The organism is Stenotrophomonas sp. YJH_SMC_123 (genome assembly GCF_059368215.1).
On the sequence record NZ_JCAFRM010000011.1, the window covers coordinates 1 to 17,733 of the forward strand.

At 67.1% G+C, this 17,733-nt stretch carries 16 protein-coding genes; 12 read left to right on the plus strand and 4 right to left on the minus strand.

The window, feature by feature from the left end; translation table 11 throughout:
* Nucleotides 1–149 precede the first annotated feature (149 nt).
* Nucleotides 150–779 (minus strand): membrane protein YczE, encoded by a 630-nt coding sequence (gene yczE, locus AC5P5W_RS19505; RefSeq protein ID WP_014646070.1) that lies wholly within the window; start codon nt 777–779, stop codon nt 150–152.
* A 195-nt stretch (nt 780–974) separates the two neighbouring features.
* Nucleotides 975–1,994 (minus strand): zinc-binding alcohol dehydrogenase family protein, encoded by a 1,020-nt coding sequence (locus tag AC5P5W_RS19510; RefSeq protein ID WP_180835079.1) that lies wholly within the window; start codon nt 1,992–1,994, stop codon nt 975–977.
* A gap of 357 nt (nt 1,995–2,351) precedes the next feature.
* On the opposite strand from AC5P5W_RS19510, the gene AC5P5W_RS19515 reads away from it, so the two are divergent.
* The 4 genes from AC5P5W_RS19515 to AC5P5W_RS19530 all read left to right on the plus strand — a co-directional run bounded on the left by AC5P5W_RS19515 (nt 2,352) and on the right by AC5P5W_RS19530 (nt 5,416).
* Entirely contained in the window at nt 2,352–3,443 is a 1,092-nt protein-coding gene (locus tag AC5P5W_RS19515; protein WP_014646072.1) for an OmpA family protein, read from the plus strand.
* Nucleotides 3,444–3,661: 218 nt separating this feature from the next.
* Nucleotides 3,662–4,168, plus strand: coding sequence for a hypothetical protein (locus AC5P5W_RS19520; protein ID WP_014646073.1), 507 nt, complete (start codon nt 3,662–3,664; stop codon nt 4,166–4,168).
* Between the two features lie 20 nt (nt 4,169–4,188).
* Entirely contained in the window at nt 4,189–4,995 is an 807-nt protein-coding gene (locus tag AC5P5W_RS19525; protein ID WP_219633258.1) for a pseudouridine synthase, read from the plus strand.
* Between the two features lie 85 nt (nt 4,996–5,080).
* On the plus strand, nt 5,081–5,416 hold the full coding sequence (locus AC5P5W_RS19530) for a hypothetical protein (RefSeq protein WP_005415439.1): 336 nt from the start codon (nt 5,081–5,083) through the stop codon (nt 5,414–5,416).
* Nucleotides 5,417–5,577: 161 nt separating this feature from the next.
* On the opposite strand, the gene kbl is transcribed toward AC5P5W_RS19530, so the two are convergent.
* On the minus strand, nt 5,578–6,786 hold the full coding sequence (gene kbl, locus AC5P5W_RS19535; RefSeq protein ID WP_197574734.1) for a glycine C-acetyltransferase: 1,209 nt from the start codon (nt 6,784–6,786) through the stop codon (nt 5,578–5,580).
* Between the two features lie 201 nt (nt 6,787–6,987).
* Between kbl and AC5P5W_RS19540 the strand changes: the two genes are divergently transcribed.
* The gene (locus AC5P5W_RS19540) at nt 6,988–7,683 is read left to right on the plus strand and encodes a TorF family putative porin (protein WP_014646076.1); all 696 of its coding nucleotides are present in this window, start codon (nt 6,988–6,990) and stop codon (nt 7,681–7,683) included.
* Between the two features lie 134 nt (nt 7,684–7,817).
* Here AC5P5W_RS19540 and tdh read toward each other — a convergent pair whose 3' ends face one another.
* Nucleotides 7,818–8,840 carry an L-threonine 3-dehydrogenase gene (gene tdh, locus AC5P5W_RS19545; RefSeq protein WP_032955954.1) on the minus strand — a complete coding sequence of 341 codons (1,023 nt, stop codon included), beginning with the start codon at nt 8,838–8,840 and terminating at the stop codon, nt 7,818–7,820.
* 283 nt (nt 8,841–9,123) lie between these two features.
* Between tdh and AC5P5W_RS19550 the strand changes: the two genes are divergently transcribed.
* The 7 genes from AC5P5W_RS19550 (at nt 9,124) to AC5P5W_RS19580 (ending at nt 17,712) form a co-directional block, all read left to right on the plus strand.
* Nucleotides 9,124–11,289 carry a S46 family peptidase gene (locus AC5P5W_RS19550; protein WP_046429104.1) on the plus strand — a complete coding sequence of 722 codons (2,166 nt, stop codon included), beginning with the start codon at nt 9,124–9,126 and terminating at the stop codon, nt 11,287–11,289.
* 199 nt (nt 11,290–11,488) lie between these two features.
* A complete protein-coding gene (locus AC5P5W_RS19555) occupies nt 11,489–12,133 on the plus strand; it encodes a histidine phosphatase family protein (protein WP_014646078.1) in 645 nt (214 codons plus the stop codon).
* A 41-nt stretch (nt 12,134–12,174) separates the two neighbouring features.
* The gene (gene folC, locus AC5P5W_RS19560; RefSeq protein WP_046429107.1) at nt 12,175–13,446 is read left to right on the plus strand and encodes a bifunctional tetrahydrofolate synthase/dihydrofolate synthase; all 1,272 of its coding nucleotides are present in this window, start codon (nt 12,175–12,177) and stop codon (nt 13,444–13,446) included.
* A gap of 80 nt (nt 13,447–13,526) precedes the next feature.
* Nucleotides 13,527–14,555 carry an SPOR domain-containing protein gene (locus tag AC5P5W_RS19565; protein ID WP_164109412.1) on the plus strand — a complete coding sequence of 343 codons (1,029 nt, stop codon included), beginning with the start codon at nt 13,527–13,529 and terminating at the stop codon, nt 14,553–14,555.
* Between the two features lie 46 nt (nt 14,556–14,601).
* Nucleotides 14,602–15,381, plus strand: a complete 780-nt coding sequence (locus AC5P5W_RS19570; RefSeq protein ID WP_014036126.1) for a CvpA family protein — start codon at nt 14,602–14,604, stop codon at nt 15,379–15,381.
* A gap of 30 nt (nt 15,382–15,411) precedes the next feature.
* Nucleotides 15,412–16,878 (plus strand): amidophosphoribosyltransferase, encoded by a 1,467-nt coding sequence (gene purF / locus AC5P5W_RS19575; protein ID WP_005408246.1) that lies wholly within the window; start codon nt 15,412–15,414, stop codon nt 16,876–16,878.
* A gap of 9 nt (nt 16,879–16,887) precedes the next feature.
* On the plus strand, nt 16,888–17,712 hold the full coding sequence (locus AC5P5W_RS19580; RefSeq protein ID WP_197574733.1) for a ferritin-like domain-containing protein: 825 nt from the start codon (nt 16,888–16,890) through the stop codon (nt 17,710–17,712).
* Nucleotides 17,713–17,733 lie beyond the last annotated feature (21 nt).

The window sequence follows — 17,733 nt, forward strand, 5'->3', positions numbered from 1 at the left end:
GGTACGCTCGGCACATGCGTGCTGTCGCTCCCGCGTTTCGCTGCGCGAATCGCGGGCCCCACTTACCGGCCTCCACCCCCCGCGCCTGCGGCGCTGCCCCCGAACTCCGGGGGCGATAGTGCCGGCCGCTGGCCGGCATACGGGGTAGCTCAGGGTGATTGCGGCTGCCGCGCAGCGGCGGGTACGACCGGGGGGCGGCCGATCCCGAACCAGCCCAGCGTGACGCCGCACAGCGGGCCGATCAGCAGGGCGAAGGCGAGGGTGCCGAGGCCGACATTGCCGCCCAGCCACCAGCCCAGCAGCAATACGCTGCCTTCGATCAGGCTGCGCACCTTCCAGATCGGCCAACCGGTGCGGGCATGCAGGCCAGTCATCAAGCCATCGCGCGGTCCCGGGCCGAGGCGGGCGCCGATGTACAGGCCGGTGGCCAGCGCGACCAGCAGCATGCCTGCACAGAACATCGCCAGCTGCCAGCCCACGCCGATGGCCGGTGGCAGCAGCCACAACCCGAACTGTGCGGAGGGACCGATCAGCATCACGTTGAGCACCGTGCCGACGCCCGGCTTCTGGCGCAGTGGCCACCACAGCAACAGCACCAGTGCGCCGATGACATTGGTCGCCAGCCCGAAGGACAGCGGCGTCTGTGCGGCGATGCCCTGCGACAGCACGTCCCAGGGCGCCACGCCGATGGCGGCACGGATCATCAGCGAGGCACCGAAGCCATACAGGAACAGGCCGGTGATCAGTTGCAGCAGGCGCAGGGGCAGGGCGGTAGGCATGGTGGGCTCGGGGGAGGGGAGATCTGTTTCCACCGTATCCCTGATTTCCTTGAGCCCATAGATACAGATCCCAGCCAATCCGCTGGTACAGGCCGCGCCGATCCTGCAGGCGGGCGGTTGAGCAGGGCCGCGCCCGTGCTCTGCTGGTGGCGGCAGGCGTAGCAGCCTGGCGTGGGCTCGGCCTACATCACGGCGTCAGTTGTCCCAGCCCACCAGCGCCAGCTTGCCCACCGTGTGCCCGCTGGCCAGGCGCTGATGCGCGATGTCCAGGTTGGCCGCATTGATCGTGCCCAGCGTTTCACTGAGCGTGCCACGCAGCTGGCCGGCATCGATCATGCTGGCGGCGCGGCTGAGGATGCGATGCTGTTCGATGCAGTCGGCGGTGGCGAAGCGCGAGCGCGCGAACATGAATTCCCAATGGATGCCGATGCATTTGGCCTTGTACGGATCGCCGATGCGCAGTGCGCCACGCGGCTCCACGATCAGGCCGACATGGCCCTGTGGTGCCAGCAGCTGGCCCAGTTCGTCCCAGTAGTGATCGGTGTCGGCCAGGTTGAGCGCCACCTGCACTGCGTCGATGCCCAGTGCCTGCAGCTGGGGCTGCAGCGGCTGCCGATGGTCGATCACATGCGTGGCCCCCATCTGCCGGCACCAGTCGATCGAGGCCTCGCGCGAGGCGGTGGCGATCACCTCGAAGCCGGCATGGCGGGCCAGCTGGATCGCCATCGAGCCCACGCCTCCCGCACCGCCGATCACCAGCAGGTGCTGGTCGCCATGGCGGCGATCATCCAGGTGCAGCGGCATGCGCTGGAACAACAGCTCCCAGGCGGTCAGCGTGGTCAGGGGTAGTGCGGCGGCTTCGGCGAAATCGAGCGTGCTCGGCTTGCGGGCGACCAGGCGCTCGTCCACCCACTGGTACTGGGCGTTGCAGCCCGGCCGGGTAACGTCACCGGCGAAGTAGACCTCGTCACCGGAGGCGAACAGGCTGGCCTCGTCACCGATGGCTTCGACCACACCGGCGGCGTCCCAGCCGAGCACCCGGGGAACCTCAAGGGTGGCCGGATCGGTAGCGGCCCGCTGCTTGCCATCGACGGGGTTGACCGATACCGCTTCGATCCGCACCAGCAGATCGCGGCCGCGAGGAGGCAGCGGCGGCGGCAGCAGGACATCACGCAGGGCAGGTGCGTATTCACGACTCAGGGCGACGGCTTTCATCACGGCTCCGGCTGGGTTCGTGATCCCATCATAAGGTTCCTCACGTTTCCGCAAACCTGCTGAACCGTGCGATGCAATGTGCTGCGCAGTATGTCGGTTTTCGCGCTTAAACCCCGTCAAACCCTTGCAGCGTGTGGGTCTTGCGGATTTTCATCATCCTGTATAGGGTTTCAACGTCGGACCGGTCGACGGTCGGGCGCAACACTTCACATGTTACGGGACTGTTAACATGGCCTTCACCCGCCTGAGCATAATGTTCGCGGCGGTGGCGTGCTGAATCGGCTGTCGTACATCGACGCACTAGTGCTGGCCCATGCCTCTACCGGTTTCATACCCCCGAAATAGGAGCTGTACTCAATGAACAAGAAGATCCTTACTGCCGCGCTGCTGGGCGGCCTGGCTTTCGCCCAGGCAGCTTCGGCGCAGGAGTTCGATGACCGCTGGTACCTGACCGGTTCGGCCGGCTTCAACTTCCAGGACAGCGACCGTCTGACCAATGACGCTCCGTTCGTGACCCTGGGCCTGGGTAAGTTCATCAGCCCGAACTGGTCGCTGGACGGTGAACTGAACTACCAGAACCCGAACTTCGACAGCAACCAGGACCTGAACTGGTCGCAGTACGGCGTCTCGCTGGACCTGCGTCGCCACTTCATCAAGGAAGGCCGCGGCTGGAACCCGTACATCGTCGGTGGCCTGGGCTACCAGAAGTCGGAAGAAGAGTACGCTGCAATCGACAACAACGGTCCGCGCCAGCGTAAGGACGGCAACGTTGCCGCCAAGCTGGGCGTCGGCCTGCAGACCACCTTCGAGAAGCGTGTTGCTGTCCGCGCCGAAGTGGCCTACCGCGCTGACTTCGACGACCAGAGCATCGCCGCCAAGGACGAGAGCTGGTTCGGCGACGTGCTGGCTTCGGTCGGCGTCGTGATCCCGCTAGGCCCGGCTCCGGTCGCGGCTGCTCCGGCTCCGGCTCCGGTTGCCCCGAGCTGCGCCGACCTGGATGACGACGGTGACGGCGTCAACAACTGCGACGACAAGTGCCCGAACTCGCAGCCGGGTCAGACCATCGGTCCGGACGGTTGCCCGGTTCCGGTCTCCATCGATCTGAAGGGCGTCAACTTCGACTTCGACAAGTCGAACCTGCGTCCGGACGCCGTGGCGATCCTGAGCGAAGCCACCGAGATCCTGAAGCGTTACCCGGATCTGCGCGTTGAAGTTGCCGGTCACACCGACTCGAAGGGTACCGACGCTTACAACCAGAAGCTGTCGGAGCGTCGCGCCACCGCCGTGTACAACTACCTGACCAAGAACGGCGTCGACGCCGGTCGCCTGGTCGGCCCGATCGGCTACGGCGAGAGCCGTCCGATTGCTCCGAACACCAACCCGGATGGTTCGGACAACCCGGAAGGTCGCGCCAAGAACCGTCGTACCGAGCTGAACGTCCAGAACTAAGTTCTGACGCTCTGCCAGTAGGACACAGCAGGACCCGGCTTCGGCCGGGTCTTGTTGTTTCTGCGGTCCGGAACCCGGCGTTTCAGGCGCGGGAGTAACCGTTCGTCGGGATTTTGCCCATAAAACCAATGAGTTGCCGTATTCATTGAAAGTGGCGCTTGAAAGCTGTCGCGGCATTGCTAAACTCGCCGCGTCACTTCCTTTCCTGGATGCCCTTCATGCTGCGCTCTGCATCGGCCGCCTTCCTGGCGCTGGCCCTGGTTCCCGCCGCCCACGCTGCGGTCGATTGCTCGGTCAACACCAGCGCCTCGCCGCTGCCGTTGCCGGCCACGACCATCGCGCCGGTGGCCGACGAGCTCTACATCCGTGGCAACCAGCTGGGCATGCCGGCCGGCGTGCTGAGCAGCAACTACGATCCGTCGCAGTCGCTGGACCAGGTGCTGCAGCGCCTGCGCATCGATGGGTGCCAGAACATCGCCAAGGCCATTCCGAGCGCACCGGCGGTGAAGCCGAACGATCCGGCGGCCTACAAGCCGCAGACCGAATTCGACAACACGCCCTGGCGCTTCGACATGAGCCAGAACGGCAAGCGCATGACCGCCGAAGAGTTCGACGCCTGGATGAAGGCGCGTGGCGTGCGTGTGGTCAAGGCGCGTCCGGCTCCGGCCGCCACTCCGGCTGCGGCCGAAGCACCGGCTGAGACCAAGCCGGTCGACAAGAAGTAAGCGCGGCGGGGAGCAGAGGCTTGCGCACGCGCCGCCCACCTGCTGCCCCCGCTGCCCGCTCCCACGCACCGCGTGGGCGTGCGGTTCCGGATGTCTCCAATGGCGTGCGCCATGGCCTGGCGCGCGTGCTGTCCAAGGCCGGCGTGTGCTCACGCAGCGAGGCCGCGCGCTGGATTGCCGAGGGCCGCGTGCGCGTGTCCGGCCGCATCATCCGTGATCCCGAGTTCCCGATTGCCAGTCCGCACCCGCCGATCGAAGTCGATGGCCGGCCGATGGATGCGCCGCAGCGGCTGTACCTGGTGCTCAACAAGCCGCGCGGCGTGGTGACCACGGCGCAGGACGAGCGTGGTCGCGACACGGTGTATCGCTGCTTCGATGGTGCCGGCCTGCCGTGGATCGCGCCGGTCGGGCGCCTGGACAAGGCCAGCGAAGGACTGTTGTTGTTCAGCAACGATCCGCAGTGGGCGGCGCGCCTGACCGATCCGGAGACCGGCCCACAGAAGACCTATCACGTGCAGGTGGATCGTCTTCCCGATGAGGACACCCTGGCCGCGCTGCGCGCCGGTGTCGAGGACGAGGGCGAGTTCCTCGTCGCCCAGGCCGTGCGCGTACTGCGCAGTGGCGACAAGACCGCATGGCTGGAGGTGGTCCTCGACGAGGGACGCAACCGCCATATCCGCCGCCTGTTGGCGGCCTTCGACCTGCAGGTACTGCGCCTGGTCCGGGTCGCGATCGGTGGGCTGCTGCTCGGCGATCTCGGCAAGGGGCAATGGCGGGTGCTGGAGGTCAGCGACCAGCAGCGGCTGGGGGCCGCTGCACCGGGCTGATCATCGCCCGCGGCCGGCAGTCGCCGGCCACCGTTCCAGGCGCAGGGGGCGCCTGGTTGCTGAATTTCCCGAACGGAGCCTGCCCATGTACCACCCGACCCTCAACCAAACCCTGCGCTGCGCAGGCCTGCTGCTGCCGATGGTGCTGCTGGCCGCCTGTGGCGGCCACAAGAAGGTGGCCAAGGCGGAAACGCCTGCCGAGACCCCGGTGGTGGAAGTGAAGACCCCGGAGCTGGATGGTCGCGGCAGTTACCGCTTCCTGATGAGCAACGGCGACAAGAAGATGACCGCCGATGAGTTCGATGCCTGGATGAAGGCCAACGGCATCCGCGTTGCCAAGGGCAACGGCCAGGACGCCGCCGCCAAGCCGGTAGTGGTGGCCAGCAAGGAAGAGCCGAAGGGCAAGAAGAAAAAGAAGTGACGCCTGGCGGTGCCGACCCTGGCCGGCACGCCCTCAGGCCACGGCGGGTGCCGACCGTGGTCGGCAGCCATCCAGCCCGGTAGGTGCCGACCTTGGTCGGCACGCTTTGACCAGCGGGGTCAGGGCCTTTTCCGCAGGAAAGGGATCCGACCCCGGCATGATCAGCCCTTGACCACGCCCAGTTCGACACCAATGCGGGTGAACGCATCGATCGCGCGATCCAGGTGCTCGCGGCTGTGCGCGGCGCTGATCTGGGTCCGGATGCGGGCCTGGCCCTTGGGCACCACCGGGAAGAAGAAGCCGATCGCGTAGATGCCTTCTTCCAGCAGGCGCTCGGCGAATTTCTGCGCCAACGGTGCGTCATACAGCATTACCGGGCTGATCGGATGCACGCCCGGCTTCACGTCGAAACCGGCGGCGGTCATCTTCTCGCGGAAGTAGGCGGTGTTCTCGGCCAGCGTGCTGCGAAGGTCGTCAGCGGCAGCCAGCATTTCGAACGCCTTGATGCCGGCGGCCACCACATGCGGCGGCAGCGAGTTGGAGAACAGGTACGGGCGCGAGCGCTGGCGCAGCAGTTCGATCACCTCGGCGCTGGCGCAGGTGAAGCCGCCCAGCGCGCCGCCCATGGCCTTGCCCAGAGTGCCGGTGATGATGTCGATCTTCTCCAGCACGCCCTTGACCTCGGCCGAACCACGGCCGGTAGCGCCAAGGAAGCCTGTGGCGTGGCATTCGTCGATGTGTACCAGCGCGTTGTACTTCTTCGCCAGCGCGGTGATCTCGTCCAGCGGCGCGATGAAGCCGTCCATCGAGAATACGCCATCGGTGGTGATCAGCTTGGTCTTGCAGCCTGCGGCATCGGCGGCCTGCAGCTGCGCTTCCAGATCGGCCATGTCGCAGTTGGCGTAGCGGAAGCGCTTGGCCTTGCACAGGCGCACGCCGTCGATGATCGAAGCATGGTTCAGCGCGTCGGAAATGATCGCGTCGTTCTCGCCGAGCAGCGGCTCGAACAGGCCACCGTTGGCATCGAAGCAGGCCGCGTACAGGATGGTGTCCTGCTTGCCGAAGAAATCGGCGATCTGCTTCTCCAGCTGCTTGTGCAGGTCCTGGGTGCCGCAGATGAAGCGCACCGAGGCCATGCCGAAGCCGTGGGTATCCAGTGCGTCCTTGGCGGCCTGGATCAGGTCCGGATGGTCGGCCAGGCCCAGGTAGTTGTTGGCACAGAAGTTCAGCACCTTGCGGCCGTCGTCGAGGGTGATCTCGGCCGATTGCGGGCTGGTGATGATCCGCTCGGACTTGAACAGGCCCTGGGCGCGGATGGCGTCCAGTTCCTCGGCGTAGTGGCGGGTCAGGTCGGAGGAGACGTCGGTCATGGCGTGGGCACGGCTCTGAACGGGGAAACCGCTGATTCTACCGGGCATCGCCGGTCATCAACCGGGCTGGATGGGGCATCGCCATGGGCAGCGCATGTTGCATCGCAATAGCAAAGTGGTTAAGAATTCGTGAACCGGAGCTGTCGCGCTCCGGCCGCTCCCGCCTTCCACGCCACGCCACCGCCCCCACCGGAGACGCTCATGAAGCACGCCCGTGCCTGCCTCGCCATTGCCGCTGCCCTGACCCTGGCCGCCCCGTTCGCCGCCAGCGCGCAGGAGAACGAATCGCCGTACAGCTGGAATGTCACCGCCGTTTCCGACTACCTGTTCCGTGGCGTGTCGCAGACCGACGAGAAGCCGACCCTGCAGGCGGGCTTCACCTACACCTCGCCGGTGGGCCTGTATGCCGGTGTCTGGGGTTCGGGCGTGGACTTCGGTCCGGGCGATCCGAACACCGAGATCGACTACCAGATCGGCTACGGCGTGGACGTCACTTCGCGCGTCAACTTCGACGTGCTGCTGAACCGCTACACCTACCTCGGTGCCAGCCACCAGAACTACAACGAGCTGGTGACCACCACCACGCTTGACGACACCTACAAGCTGACCGTGGCCTACACCAACGACCAGTGGAACAGCGGCACCGATGGCTGGTACTACGGCTTGGGCGGCAGCTGGGGCCTGCCGAAGGACTTCACGCTGAATGCCAACGTCGGTCGCAGCACCTTCGAGGACGGCATCGCCAAGGACTATACCGACTGGAACGTCGGCGTCAGCCGCCAGTTCGGCCTGTTCAACGTCGGCCTAGGCTACTACGGCACCGACGGCAATGGACGCGAGAACTCGGGCAAGCTGGCCCACAGCCGGGTGCTGCTGACCGTGGCCGTGGGCAAGTAACGCCGCAGGCGTTACGGGTAGTGCCGGCCGCTGGCCGGCAACACCAAAGAATAAGGCGCCCATCGGGCGCCTTTTTCATTTTCATGGTGTGCCGAGCAAGCTCGGCCCCCACCATTCGTGCGCGGAACCGAGGATCAATTCCAGCTGAGCACGACCTTGCCGGCCTTGCCTTCTTCCATCAGGTCGAAGCCCTTCTGGAACTCGTCGATCGGCAGCTGGTGGGTCATCACCTTGCCGAGCGGGAAGCCGGACAGCACCAGCTGGGTCATCTTGTACCAGGTCTCGTACATCTTGCGGCCGTAGATGCCCTGCACGGTCAGGCCCTTGAAGATGATCTTGTCCCAGTCGCAGCCGGCGCCCTTGGGCATGATGCCGAGCATGGCGATCTTGCCGCCGTGGTACATGCAGTCGAGCATGTCGTTGAACGCGCGCGGGTTGCCGCTCATTTCCAGGCCCACGTCGAAGCCCTCCATGTGCAGCTCCTTCATCACGTCCTTCAGCGACTGGTTGGCGACGTTGACCACGCGGGTGGCGCCCATGTCGGCGGCCAGCTTCAGGCGGAAGTCGTTGACGTCGGTCACCACCACGTTGCGCGCACCGATGTGCTTGCAGATGCCGGCGGCGATGATGCCGATCGGACCGGCGCCGGTGATCAGCACGTCTTCGCCGATCACGTCGAATTCCAGCGCGCAGTGTGCGGCATTGCCGTACGGGTCGAAGAACGCGGCCAGTTCCGACGGGATCTGGTCCGGAATCGGCCACAGGTTGCTGGCCGGCATCACCATGTATTCGGCGAAGGCGCCGTTGACGTTGACGCCGATGCCGACGGTGTTCGGGCACAGGTGCGGGCGGCCGCCACGGCAGTTGCGGCAATGGCCACAGACGATGTGACCTTCGGCCGAGACGCGCTGGCCGATCTCATAGCCGGTCACCGCCGAGCCGAGCGCGGCAATGCGGCCGACGAACTCATGGCCGATGGTCAGGCCCGGCTTGATGGTGCGCTGGCTCCACTCGTCCCACAGGTAGATGTGCAGGTCGGTGCCGCAGATCGCGGTCTTTTCCAGCTTGATCAGGACCTCGTTCGGGCCCGGGGTCGGAACCGGAACTTCTTCCAGCCAGATGCCCTTGGCCGCTTCGCGCTTGACCAGGGCCTTCATCGTTTGCTGCGCCATCGGGGTGGAACTCATCAGGGGGAAAGCGCGGATTATAGGGTGCCGCGCGGATTTCCCATGTTGCGCTGCGGGTGCAATGGCGGAACGAAAGGCGTGCGCCGACGGGCGTTTCGAACGTGCTGCAAACAGCAGCGCCCCCTCTGGACGATTCCATGTGCGCGGCCGATGTGCGCATGGCAGAGCAAGAAGTAGGCCCATGACTTCCGGGGTTCGGGCCGGGGCAGGGCGGCGGGCTACAATCGAGGGTTCCACTACCAGGGGCTGCTCCATGCGCTCGAACCTGCTTGCATTCTCCATCGTCGCCAGCCTCGGGCTGGCCCAGGTCGCCCATGCCGCTGAAGGCATGTGGGTGCCGCAGCAGCTGCCGGAAATCGCCGGTCCGTTGCAGAAGGCCGGCCTGAAGCTGTCCCCGGAGCAGCTGTCCAACCTTACCGGCGACCCGATGGGCGCGGTCGTCGCCCTCGGCGGCTGCACCGCCAGCTTCGTGTCGCCGCAGGGCCTGGTGGTCACCAACCACCACTGCGCCTACGGTGCGATCCAGCTGAATTCGACCGCCGAGAAGAACCTGATCAAGGACGGCTTCAACGCGCCGAAGCACAGCGATGAACTGAGCGCCGGCCCGAACGCCCGCGTCTACGTGCTCGACCAGATCACCGACGTCACCGCCCAGGCCAAGGCCGCCATTGCCGCCGCCGGCAACGACCCGCTGGCCCGCAGCCGTGCGCTGGATGCCTTCGACAAGGCCCAGGTCGCCGCGTGTGAAGCCGAGGACGGCTTCCGCTGCCGCCTGTACACCTTCTCCGGCGGCAACACCTACCGACTGTTCCGCAACATGGAAATCAAGGACGTGCGCCTGGTCTACGCGCCCCCGGGCAGCGTCGGCAAGTACGGCGGCGACGTCGACAACTGGATGTGGCCGCGCCACACCGGCGACTTCTCGTTCTACCGCGCCTACGTCGGCAAGGACGGCAAGCCGGCCGCATTCTCGGCCGACAACGTGCCGTACCAGCCCAAGCACTTCCTGAAGTTCACCGACCAGCCGCTGGGCGCCGGTGACTTCGTGATGGTGGCAGGCTATCCGGGCCGCACCAACCGCTACGCGCTGGCCGGTGAGTTCAACGAAACCGCCAGCTGGACCTACCCGACCATCGCCAGGCACTACAACGCAGTGTTGAAGATGATCGATGAGGCGGGCAAGGCCGACGCCGACGTCAAGGTGAAGTACGCCGCCACCGCGGCCAGCATGAACAACGTGGCCAAGAACTACGCCGGCCAGCTGGAAGGCTTCAAGCGCATCGACGCTGCTGGCCAGAAGCAGGCTGAAGAAGCCGCCGTGCTGGCCTGGCTGAAGAAGCAGGGCGCCGCCGGCAAGCCGGCCCTGGCAGCGCACGCGCAGCTGGTCAAGCACCTGGATACCAGCAAGGCGACCCGCGAGCGCGATCTGTTCGTCGGCCAGTTCAACAACACCTCGGCGGTCAACGCCGCCATCGGCCTGTACCGCCTGTCGATCGAGCGCACCAAGCCGGACGCCGAGCGCGAGGTCGGCTACCAGCAGCGCGACCTGCCGACCCTGGAAGGCGGCCTGAAGCAGATGGATCGCCGCTATGTGGCGAAGATGGACCAGCAGCTGCAGACCTACTGGCTGGACCAGTACGTCGCCCTGCCGGCCGCGCAGCGCAACAACGACGTGCTGAACACCTGGCTGGGCGGCAGCGATGCCAGCGCGGTCAAGGCACTGGTGAGCAAGCTGTCGGGCACTGAGCTGGGCAGCCTGGATGCACGCCTGAAGTGGTTCAAGGCCGACCGCGCCGCGTTCGAAGCCAGCACCGATCCGGCCATCCAGTACGCGGTGGCGATCATGCCGTCGCTGCTGAAGCAGGAAGAGCAGAAGAAGATCCGCGAAGGCGAGTCGCTGACCGCACGTCCGCTGTACCTGCAGGCACTGGCTGACTACAAGAAGAGCCAGGGCGAGTTCGTGTACCCGGATGCCAACCTGTCGCTGCGCATCACCTTCGGCAACGTGATGGGCTACGAGCCCAGGGACGGCGTGGCCTACACCCCGTTCACCACGCTGGAGGGCATCGTCGCCAAGGACACCGGCGTCGATCCGTTCGATGCGCCCAAGGCCCTGCTCGACGCGGTCAAGGCCAAGCGCTACGGCGGCCTGGAAGACAAGCGCGTGGGCTCGGTGCCGGTGAACTTCCTGTCCAACCTGGACATCACCGGTGGCAACTCGGGTTCACCGGTGCTGGACGCCAACGGCAAGCTGGTCGGCCTGGCCTTCGACGGCAACTGGGAATCGGTCAGCTCCAACTGGGTGTTCGACCCGGTGATGACCCGCATGATCGCGGTCGACAGCCGCTACATGCAGTGGATCATGCAGGAAGTGGCGCCGGCGCCGGCGCTGCTGAAGGAACTGAACCTGGCGAAATAAACCCGTTGCGGTAGTGCCGGCCGCTGGCCGGCAACCCCGACCAGATAGCCGGAGTTTCCAAAACCCCGCGATCCACGTCGCGGGGTTTTTTCATGCCCGGCACGGCCCGGTGCGCCGAACGGGTATCATCCCTGTTCCGCGCACTTCACAGGATGTGAACGAAACGCGGAACCTCCTCCCCCCAGGACCCCTTGCACGCATGCGCATCCTGCTTGCCCGCCACGGCGAAACGCCGTGGAACGCCGAAGGCCGCTACCAGGGCCAGATCGACATCCCGCTTTCGCCGATCGGTGAAGCCCAGGCCCAGGCCCTGGGCGCCCGCTTGGCCTCGGTGGACATCACCCGTGCCGTCGCCTCGCCGCTGTCACGCGCGCAGCGCACCGCGCAGCTGGCACTCGGTGCCGCCCGTGCCGACATGTTGCTGACCGAGCCGGAGCTGCAGGAAATCGCCCACGGCGAGTGGGAAGGCCTGCTGGCCAGCGAAATCAACGAAAAGGACCCGTCGCGCCTGAAGGCGTGGCGCGAGGAGCCGGACACCGTGCTGATGCCCGGCGGTGAATCGCTGCGCCTGGTGCTGGAGCGCAGTTGGCGCGGCCTGGCCCGCGCCACCGAAGGCCTCGGCGAGCACGACACCCTGCTGGTGGTCGCCCATGACGCGGTCAACCGCGTGATCCTGTGCAAGGTGCTGGGCCTGCCGATCTCCCGCCTGTGGACCTTCCGCCAAGCGCCGACCACGCTCAACCTGCTCGAAGGCGCCGACCTGGACAGCCTGGAAGTGGTGCGCCTGAACGACTGTGCCCACCACACGCCGTTCTTCGGCGAAGCCAAGCACCGCGCACTCTGATCCATCCCCTCGCATCAACTGCTTCTGCTGGAACCGCTGCCGTGACGAACACCCCGACCACCCTGGCCGACTGGCTGGACTACATTGAACGCCAGCACCCGGCGACCATCGACATGGGCCTGGAGCGCGTGCGCGCCGTGGCCACGGCGATGGGCCTGGGGGCGCCGGCCCAGCGCACCATCGTGGTCGGTGGCACCAACGGCAAGGGCTCCACCGTGGCCTTCATCGAAGCCATCGCGCGTGCTGCCGGCTGGAAGGTCGGCGCGTACACCTCGCCGCACCTGCTGCGCTACAACGAGCGCGTGCGCATCGACGGCCACGATGTGGAGGATGCGGCGCTGGTCGCCGCCTTCAACACCATCGAGGCCGCGCGTGGCGATATCACGCTGACCTATTTCGAGTACGGCACGCTGGCCGCGCTGCAGCTGTTCGCCGACGCCGGGCTGGACCTGGCGGTGCTGGAAGTGGGCCTGGGCGGTCGCCTGGATGCGGTCAACATCGTCGACGCTGACGTGGCGGTGATCACCACCGTGGACATCGACCATGCCGAATGGCTGGGCGAGGACCGCGAAGCGATCGGCACCGAGAAGGCCGGCATCATCCGTGGCTGGAAGCCGGTGATCCTGGGCGAGACCGACCCGCCGTCGAGCGTGCTCGCACGTGCCTACCTGGTCGGCGCCAACGCGATCCGCGGCGGCAGCGATTATTTCTACGAACCAATCGATGCCCAGCGCTGGCGCTGGCGCGATGTCGGCCTGCGCATGGAACTGCCGACCCCGGCGCTGGCCGGCCCGATCCAGCTGGCCAACGCGGGTGCCGCCATCGCTGCGCTGCGCGCGCTGGACAAGCCGGTGCCGCGTGCGGCGTGGGCTGCTGGTGTCGCGGCGGCGCGCATCTCTGGCCGCCTGCAGGCGTTCGAGCGTGACGGCGTGCAGGTCCGTGTCGATGTCGGGCACAACCCGCAGGCGGCGGGCCAGCTGGCGCGCGCGCTGAAGGCCGAAGCGTCGGCCGGGCGCACCCTGGCGGTGTACGCCGCGCTGCAGGACAAGGACGCGGTGGGCGTTGTGCAGGCGCTGCAGGACGTGGTCGGCGAGTGGACCCTGGCCGGACTGGACGGCCCGCGCGGGCAGAGTGCTGCCCAGTTGCAGGCCCGCCTGGCCGGTACGGCGGCGGCCAAGGCCCAGCGCGCTGATACTGTCGAGCAGGCGCTGGCACAGGTACTGGCCCAGGCCGGGCGCGGTGACCGCGTACTGGTGTTCGGCTCCTTCCATACCGCCGCTGCCGCGCTGCAATGGTTGCAGGGCGCCGCCTGATCCGCGTTCAGCCAATGCCGACGCCGTCCGGTCCGGCACCCGTATAATCGACCGCAACCTCCGGACAGTTGCCGCCTCACGTGGATACGCCTCTGAAACAGCGTCTGATTGGTGCCATCGTGCTGGTGGCGCTGGCCGTGATTTTCCTGCCGATGCTGGTCAAGGGACCGGCGCCGGACAGCGGTGTGGCCTCGGTGCCGATCGCCGCGCCGGACGCACCGGCCGATGGCCAGTTCGAAACCCGTGAGCTGCCGCTGGTTGCTCCGGCCGGTGGAGCCACCGGCCTGCAGACCGGGCAGGCCAAGCCGCTGCAGGAGACGGCCGCGCCGGCTACGCCGCCGACCGTGGACACGTCTCCGGCGGTTGCCGCCGGCAACTTCGCCGTCACGTTTGGCGCCTACGGCAGCAAGGCCGACGCCGATGCGGTGATCGCCTACCTGCAGCGCTCGCAGCTGCCAGGCTTCGCCGAAACCACCACCATCAGCGGGCGCCAGGCGTGGCGTGTGCGTGTCGGGCCGTATGCCGACCGTGCCCAGGCCGAAGCCGCGCGCCTGCAGGCGGTCAAGATCCGCGCCGATGTGAAGGCAGAAGTCATCACCCTGGATGCGGCGGCAGGCAGCAGTGCGACGGTTGCCGCCACGCCGGCGCCGACCACCAGCACCCCGGCCGCGGCCACCACGCCGTCGGCCACCAGCAACCCGGTGCGCAGCGAAAGCCTGCCGCCAAGCACGCCGACGGCGACCACCAAACCAGAGCCGCCCAAGCCGGCACCGAAGCCCGAGGCTCCGAAGCCGGACGCCAAGCCCGAGCCGAAGCCGGAGGCCGCCGCCAACAAGCCGGCGCCTGCCACGCCGACAGCACCGGCGGCCAGTGGCGTCGGCTTCGCCGTGCAGTTGGGCGCGTTCGGCCAGGCCAACGATGCCAACGCGCTGCGCGACAAGGTCCGCGCCGCCGGCTTCAGTGCTTTCGTCGAGCAGGTACGCACTGAAAAGGGCACGCTGCATCGCGTCCGCGTCGGACCGGTGGCCAACCGCGCTGACGCCGAGCAGCTGAAGGCGCAGGTCGCCGCCAAGGTCGGCGTGGCCGGCATGGTCCGACCGCACCCATGATCCACGCGCAGGCCCGTTGCCAGCGCCGCCGAAGGAGCGGGGCGCCATGATCGACGTGGTGCTGCTGATCGTGATCGCCGCCTCGACCCTGCTCGGGATGCTGCGTGGCTTTGTTGGAATCGTCATCGGCACGCTGTCGTGGCTGCTGGCCGCGTGGGCGGCCTTCGCCTTCGGCAACGATGCGGCACGCTGGTGGGCGGCCCCGGCCGCACCCGGCGGCGAGCATTTCGTTGGCGGCTACCTGGGCGTGGGCATTGGCGTGATGATCGTGGTCGCGGTGATCGGCATGGTCATCAAGGCGATGATCCACCGCAGCATGCTGACCAGCCTGGACCGGTTGCTGGGCGGCGTGCTGGGCGCCGTGCGTGGCGGCCTGATCGCGGCGATCCTGGTGCTGCTGGCCGGCTTCACCCCGCTGACCGCCGAACCCTCCTGGAAGCGCTCGGCGGTCCGCCCGGTGCTGAATCCGGCCGTGGCCTGGATGAACGGGAAGCTGCCGCACTGGCAGGTGCCCGGCGCCGATCTGCTGCCCAAGACCTTGCCGACCGACATGCTGTCCCCATCTGCATTGATGGAGCTGGGGAAGAGCGCAGGCGCCGATCTGGGAAAGCCGGGCGCAGCAGGCGATAATGGCATCCTCAACCAGGTAGTGGCGGGCAGCGGATGGCTGCGGCCCGCGAAAGCGGAACAGGGCGACGCATACGATCCGGCCGAAGTGCGCCCGGACGCCCCAGCACTGCCAGACAGTATCGAGCCGGGCGATCCGGCCAATGTCGACCGCAGGCGCGGCGACCACCGCGGCCAGGTACGGCCACCTTCCTTGTAACTGGGCACAGCCCAGCGGAGACTTCGCACCATGTGTGGCATCGTCGGAATCGTCGGCAACCAGAACGTCGCCGGGCAGTTGTATGACGGCTTGACCGTTCTCCAGCATCGCGGCCAGGATGCCGCGGGCATCGCCACGGCCAATGGCAGCCGCCTGCGGGTGCAGAAGGCCACCGGCCTGGTCCGCGATGTGTTCGATGCACGCACCATGTCCACCCTGGAAGGTAGCGTCGGCATCGCCCATGTGCGCTACCCGACGGCCGGCTCGGAAGGCATGGACGAGGCGCAGCCGTTCTACGTCAACTCGCCGTACGGCATCGCGCTGGCCCACAACGGCAACCTGATCAACACCGAGGCGCTGCGCCAGCAGGTGTTCGAGCAGGACCGCCGCAACGTCAACACCGATTCGGACAGCGAAGTGCTGTTGAACGTGTTCGCCTATGAGCTGGAGCAGCAGCGCCAGCTGAGCCCGGAAGCCGCGATCCGCGCGGTGGCTGGCGTGCACCGCCGCTGCAAGGGCGGCTACGCGGTGGTCAGCGTGGTGCTGGGCCTGGGCCTGGTGGCCTTCCGCGACCCGCACGGCATCCGTCCGCTGGTGCTCGGCAAGCGCAGCCATGCCGAGGGCGACGAGTACATCGTGGCCTCCGAGTCGGCCGCGCTGGACGTGCTGGGCTTCCAGCGCGTGCGCGATGTGCAGCCGGGCGAAGCCCTGGTGATCACCGCCCGCGGCGAGCTGTTCTCGGAAATCTGCGCCGAGCCGGCCGAGCACACCCCGTGCATCTTCGAGTACGTGTACTTCGCGCGTCCGGATTCGATGATCGACAACGTCTCGGTGCACAAGGCGCGCATGCGCATGGGCATCAAGCTGGGCGAGAAGATCCTGCGCCTGCGCCCGGACCACGATATCGACACCATCATCCCGATCCCGGATACCTCGCGTGATGCCGCGCTGGAGATCTCCAACGTGCTTGGGGTGAAGTATCGCGAAGGCTTCATCAAGAACCGCTACATCGGCCGCACCTTCATCATGCCGGGCCAGGGCGAACGCGTGAAGTCGGTGCGCCGCAAGCTCAACCCGATCCACCTGGAGTTCCGCAACCGCGTGGTGCTGCTGGTGGACGACTCGATCGTGCGTGGCACCACCAGCCAGCAGATCGTGCAGATGGCCCGTGATGCGGGCGCGCGCAAGGTCTACCTGGCCAGCGCGGCACCGCCGGTGCGCTACCCGAACATCTACGGCATCGACATGCCGGCGGCCGAAGAGCTGGTCGCGCACAACCGCACCGTCGAAGAGATCGAGGCCCACCTGGGCTGCGACTGGCTGATCTACCAGGATCTGGAGGACATGGAAGCGGCGGTGAGCGAGGGCAACCCGGCGCTGCGCAACTTCGATTCGTCCTGCTTCAACGGCCACTACCCGACGGGTATCGAGCCGGGCTACTTCGAGCGCATCCAGCAGCTGCGTTCGGACGACGCCAAGCACAAGCGCCGCGCCTGAGGTCCAGGCGTGGTCGATGTACCCGACGTTGGTGGCGACCTGCTGCGCGCAGCGCAGCAGTGCCTGGCCGAAGCCGACCCGCTGCGCAAGGTCGCGTTGACCCAGGCGTATGCCGCCGCGTTCCGTGCCGGTCGCCTGAAGGTGGCTGCCGATGCGCCGCCGCCGGAACCGATCCGCATGCCTGGCCGGCCGGCACGGCTGGTGCTGGTGCATCCGCGCGAAGTGCCCCGGCGCGGGCTGGGCGGCGTGGAAGGACGCGCCGCCTTCATCCACGCCATCGCCCACATCGAACTCAACGCGATCGACCTGGCCTGGGATGCGGTGTACCGCTTCCGCGGCCTGCCGCCAGCGTTCCATGCCGACTGGGTCAGCTGTGCCGACGACGAATCGCGGCACTTCATGCTGCTGCGCGAGCGCCTGCAGGCGCATGGCCACGACTACGCCGATTTCCCCGCGCACAACGGCCTGTGGGAAATGTGCGAAAAGACCGCGCATGACGGCCTGGCGCGCATGGCTCTGGTACCGCGCGTGCTGGAAGCGCGCGGCCTGGACGTGACACCGGGCATGATCGAGAAGCTGCGCAATGTCGGTGATGGTGAAACCGCCGACGTACTGGAAGTGATCCTGCGCGAGGAAGTGGCGCACGTTGCCGCCGGTTCGCGCTGGTACCGCTGGTACTGCGATCGCGCCGGCGTCGAGCCGCGTGCGCGCTTCAAGGCGCTGCTGGTGGAATACGCCGGCGGCTACCTGCACAGGCCGTTCAACATCGAAGCGCGCCTGCTGGCCGGCTTCGACGCCGACGAGCTCGCCAACCTGGTCGAACAGGCCGGTTGAACAAAAGGGGACGGAGGGGAT

Excerpts from the sequence above, each read along its gene's own strand:
- yczE (WP_014646070.1), bottom strand. The coding sequence starts at position 779 with ATGCCTACCGCCCTGCCCCTGCGCCTGCTGCAACTGATCACCGGCCTG.
- AC5P5W_RS19510 (WP_180835079.1), bottom strand. The coding sequence starts at position 1,994 with ATGAAAGCCGTCGCCCTGAGTCGTGAATACGCACCTGCCCTGCGTGAT.
- AC5P5W_RS19515 (WP_014646072.1), top strand. The coding sequence starts at position 2,352 with ATGAACAAGAAGATCCTTACTGCCGCGCTGCTGGGCGGCCTGGCTTTC.
- AC5P5W_RS19520 (WP_014646073.1), top strand. The coding sequence starts at position 3,662 with ATGCTGCGCTCTGCATCGGCCGCCTTCCTGGCGCTGGCCCTGGTTCCC.
- AC5P5W_RS19530 (WP_005415439.1), top strand. The coding sequence starts at position 5,081 with ATGTACCACCCGACCCTCAACCAAACCCTGCGCTGCGCAGGCCTGCTG.
- kbl (WP_197574734.1), bottom strand. The coding sequence starts at position 6,786 with ATGACCGACGTCTCCTCCGACCTGACCCGCCACTACGCCGAGGAACTG.
- AC5P5W_RS19540 (WP_014646076.1), top strand. The coding sequence starts at position 6,988 with ATGAAGCACGCCCGTGCCTGCCTCGCCATTGCCGCTGCCCTGACCCTG.
- tdh (WP_032955954.1), bottom strand. The coding sequence starts at position 8,840 with ATGAAGGCCCTGGTCAAGCGCGAAGCGGCCAAGGGCATCTGGCTGGAA.
- AC5P5W_RS19550 (WP_046429104.1), top strand. The coding sequence starts at position 9,124 with ATGCGCTCGAACCTGCTTGCATTCTCCATCGTCGCCAGCCTCGGGCTG.
- AC5P5W_RS19555 (WP_014646078.1), top strand. The coding sequence starts at position 11,489 with ATGCGCATCCTGCTTGCCCGCCACGGCGAAACGCCGTGGAACGCCGAA.
- AC5P5W_RS19570 (WP_014036126.1), top strand. The coding sequence starts at position 14,602 with ATGATCGACGTGGTGCTGCTGATCGTGATCGCCGCCTCGACCCTGCTC.
- purF (WP_005408246.1), top strand. The coding sequence starts at position 15,412 with ATGTGTGGCATCGTCGGAATCGTCGGCAACCAGAACGTCGCCGGGCAG.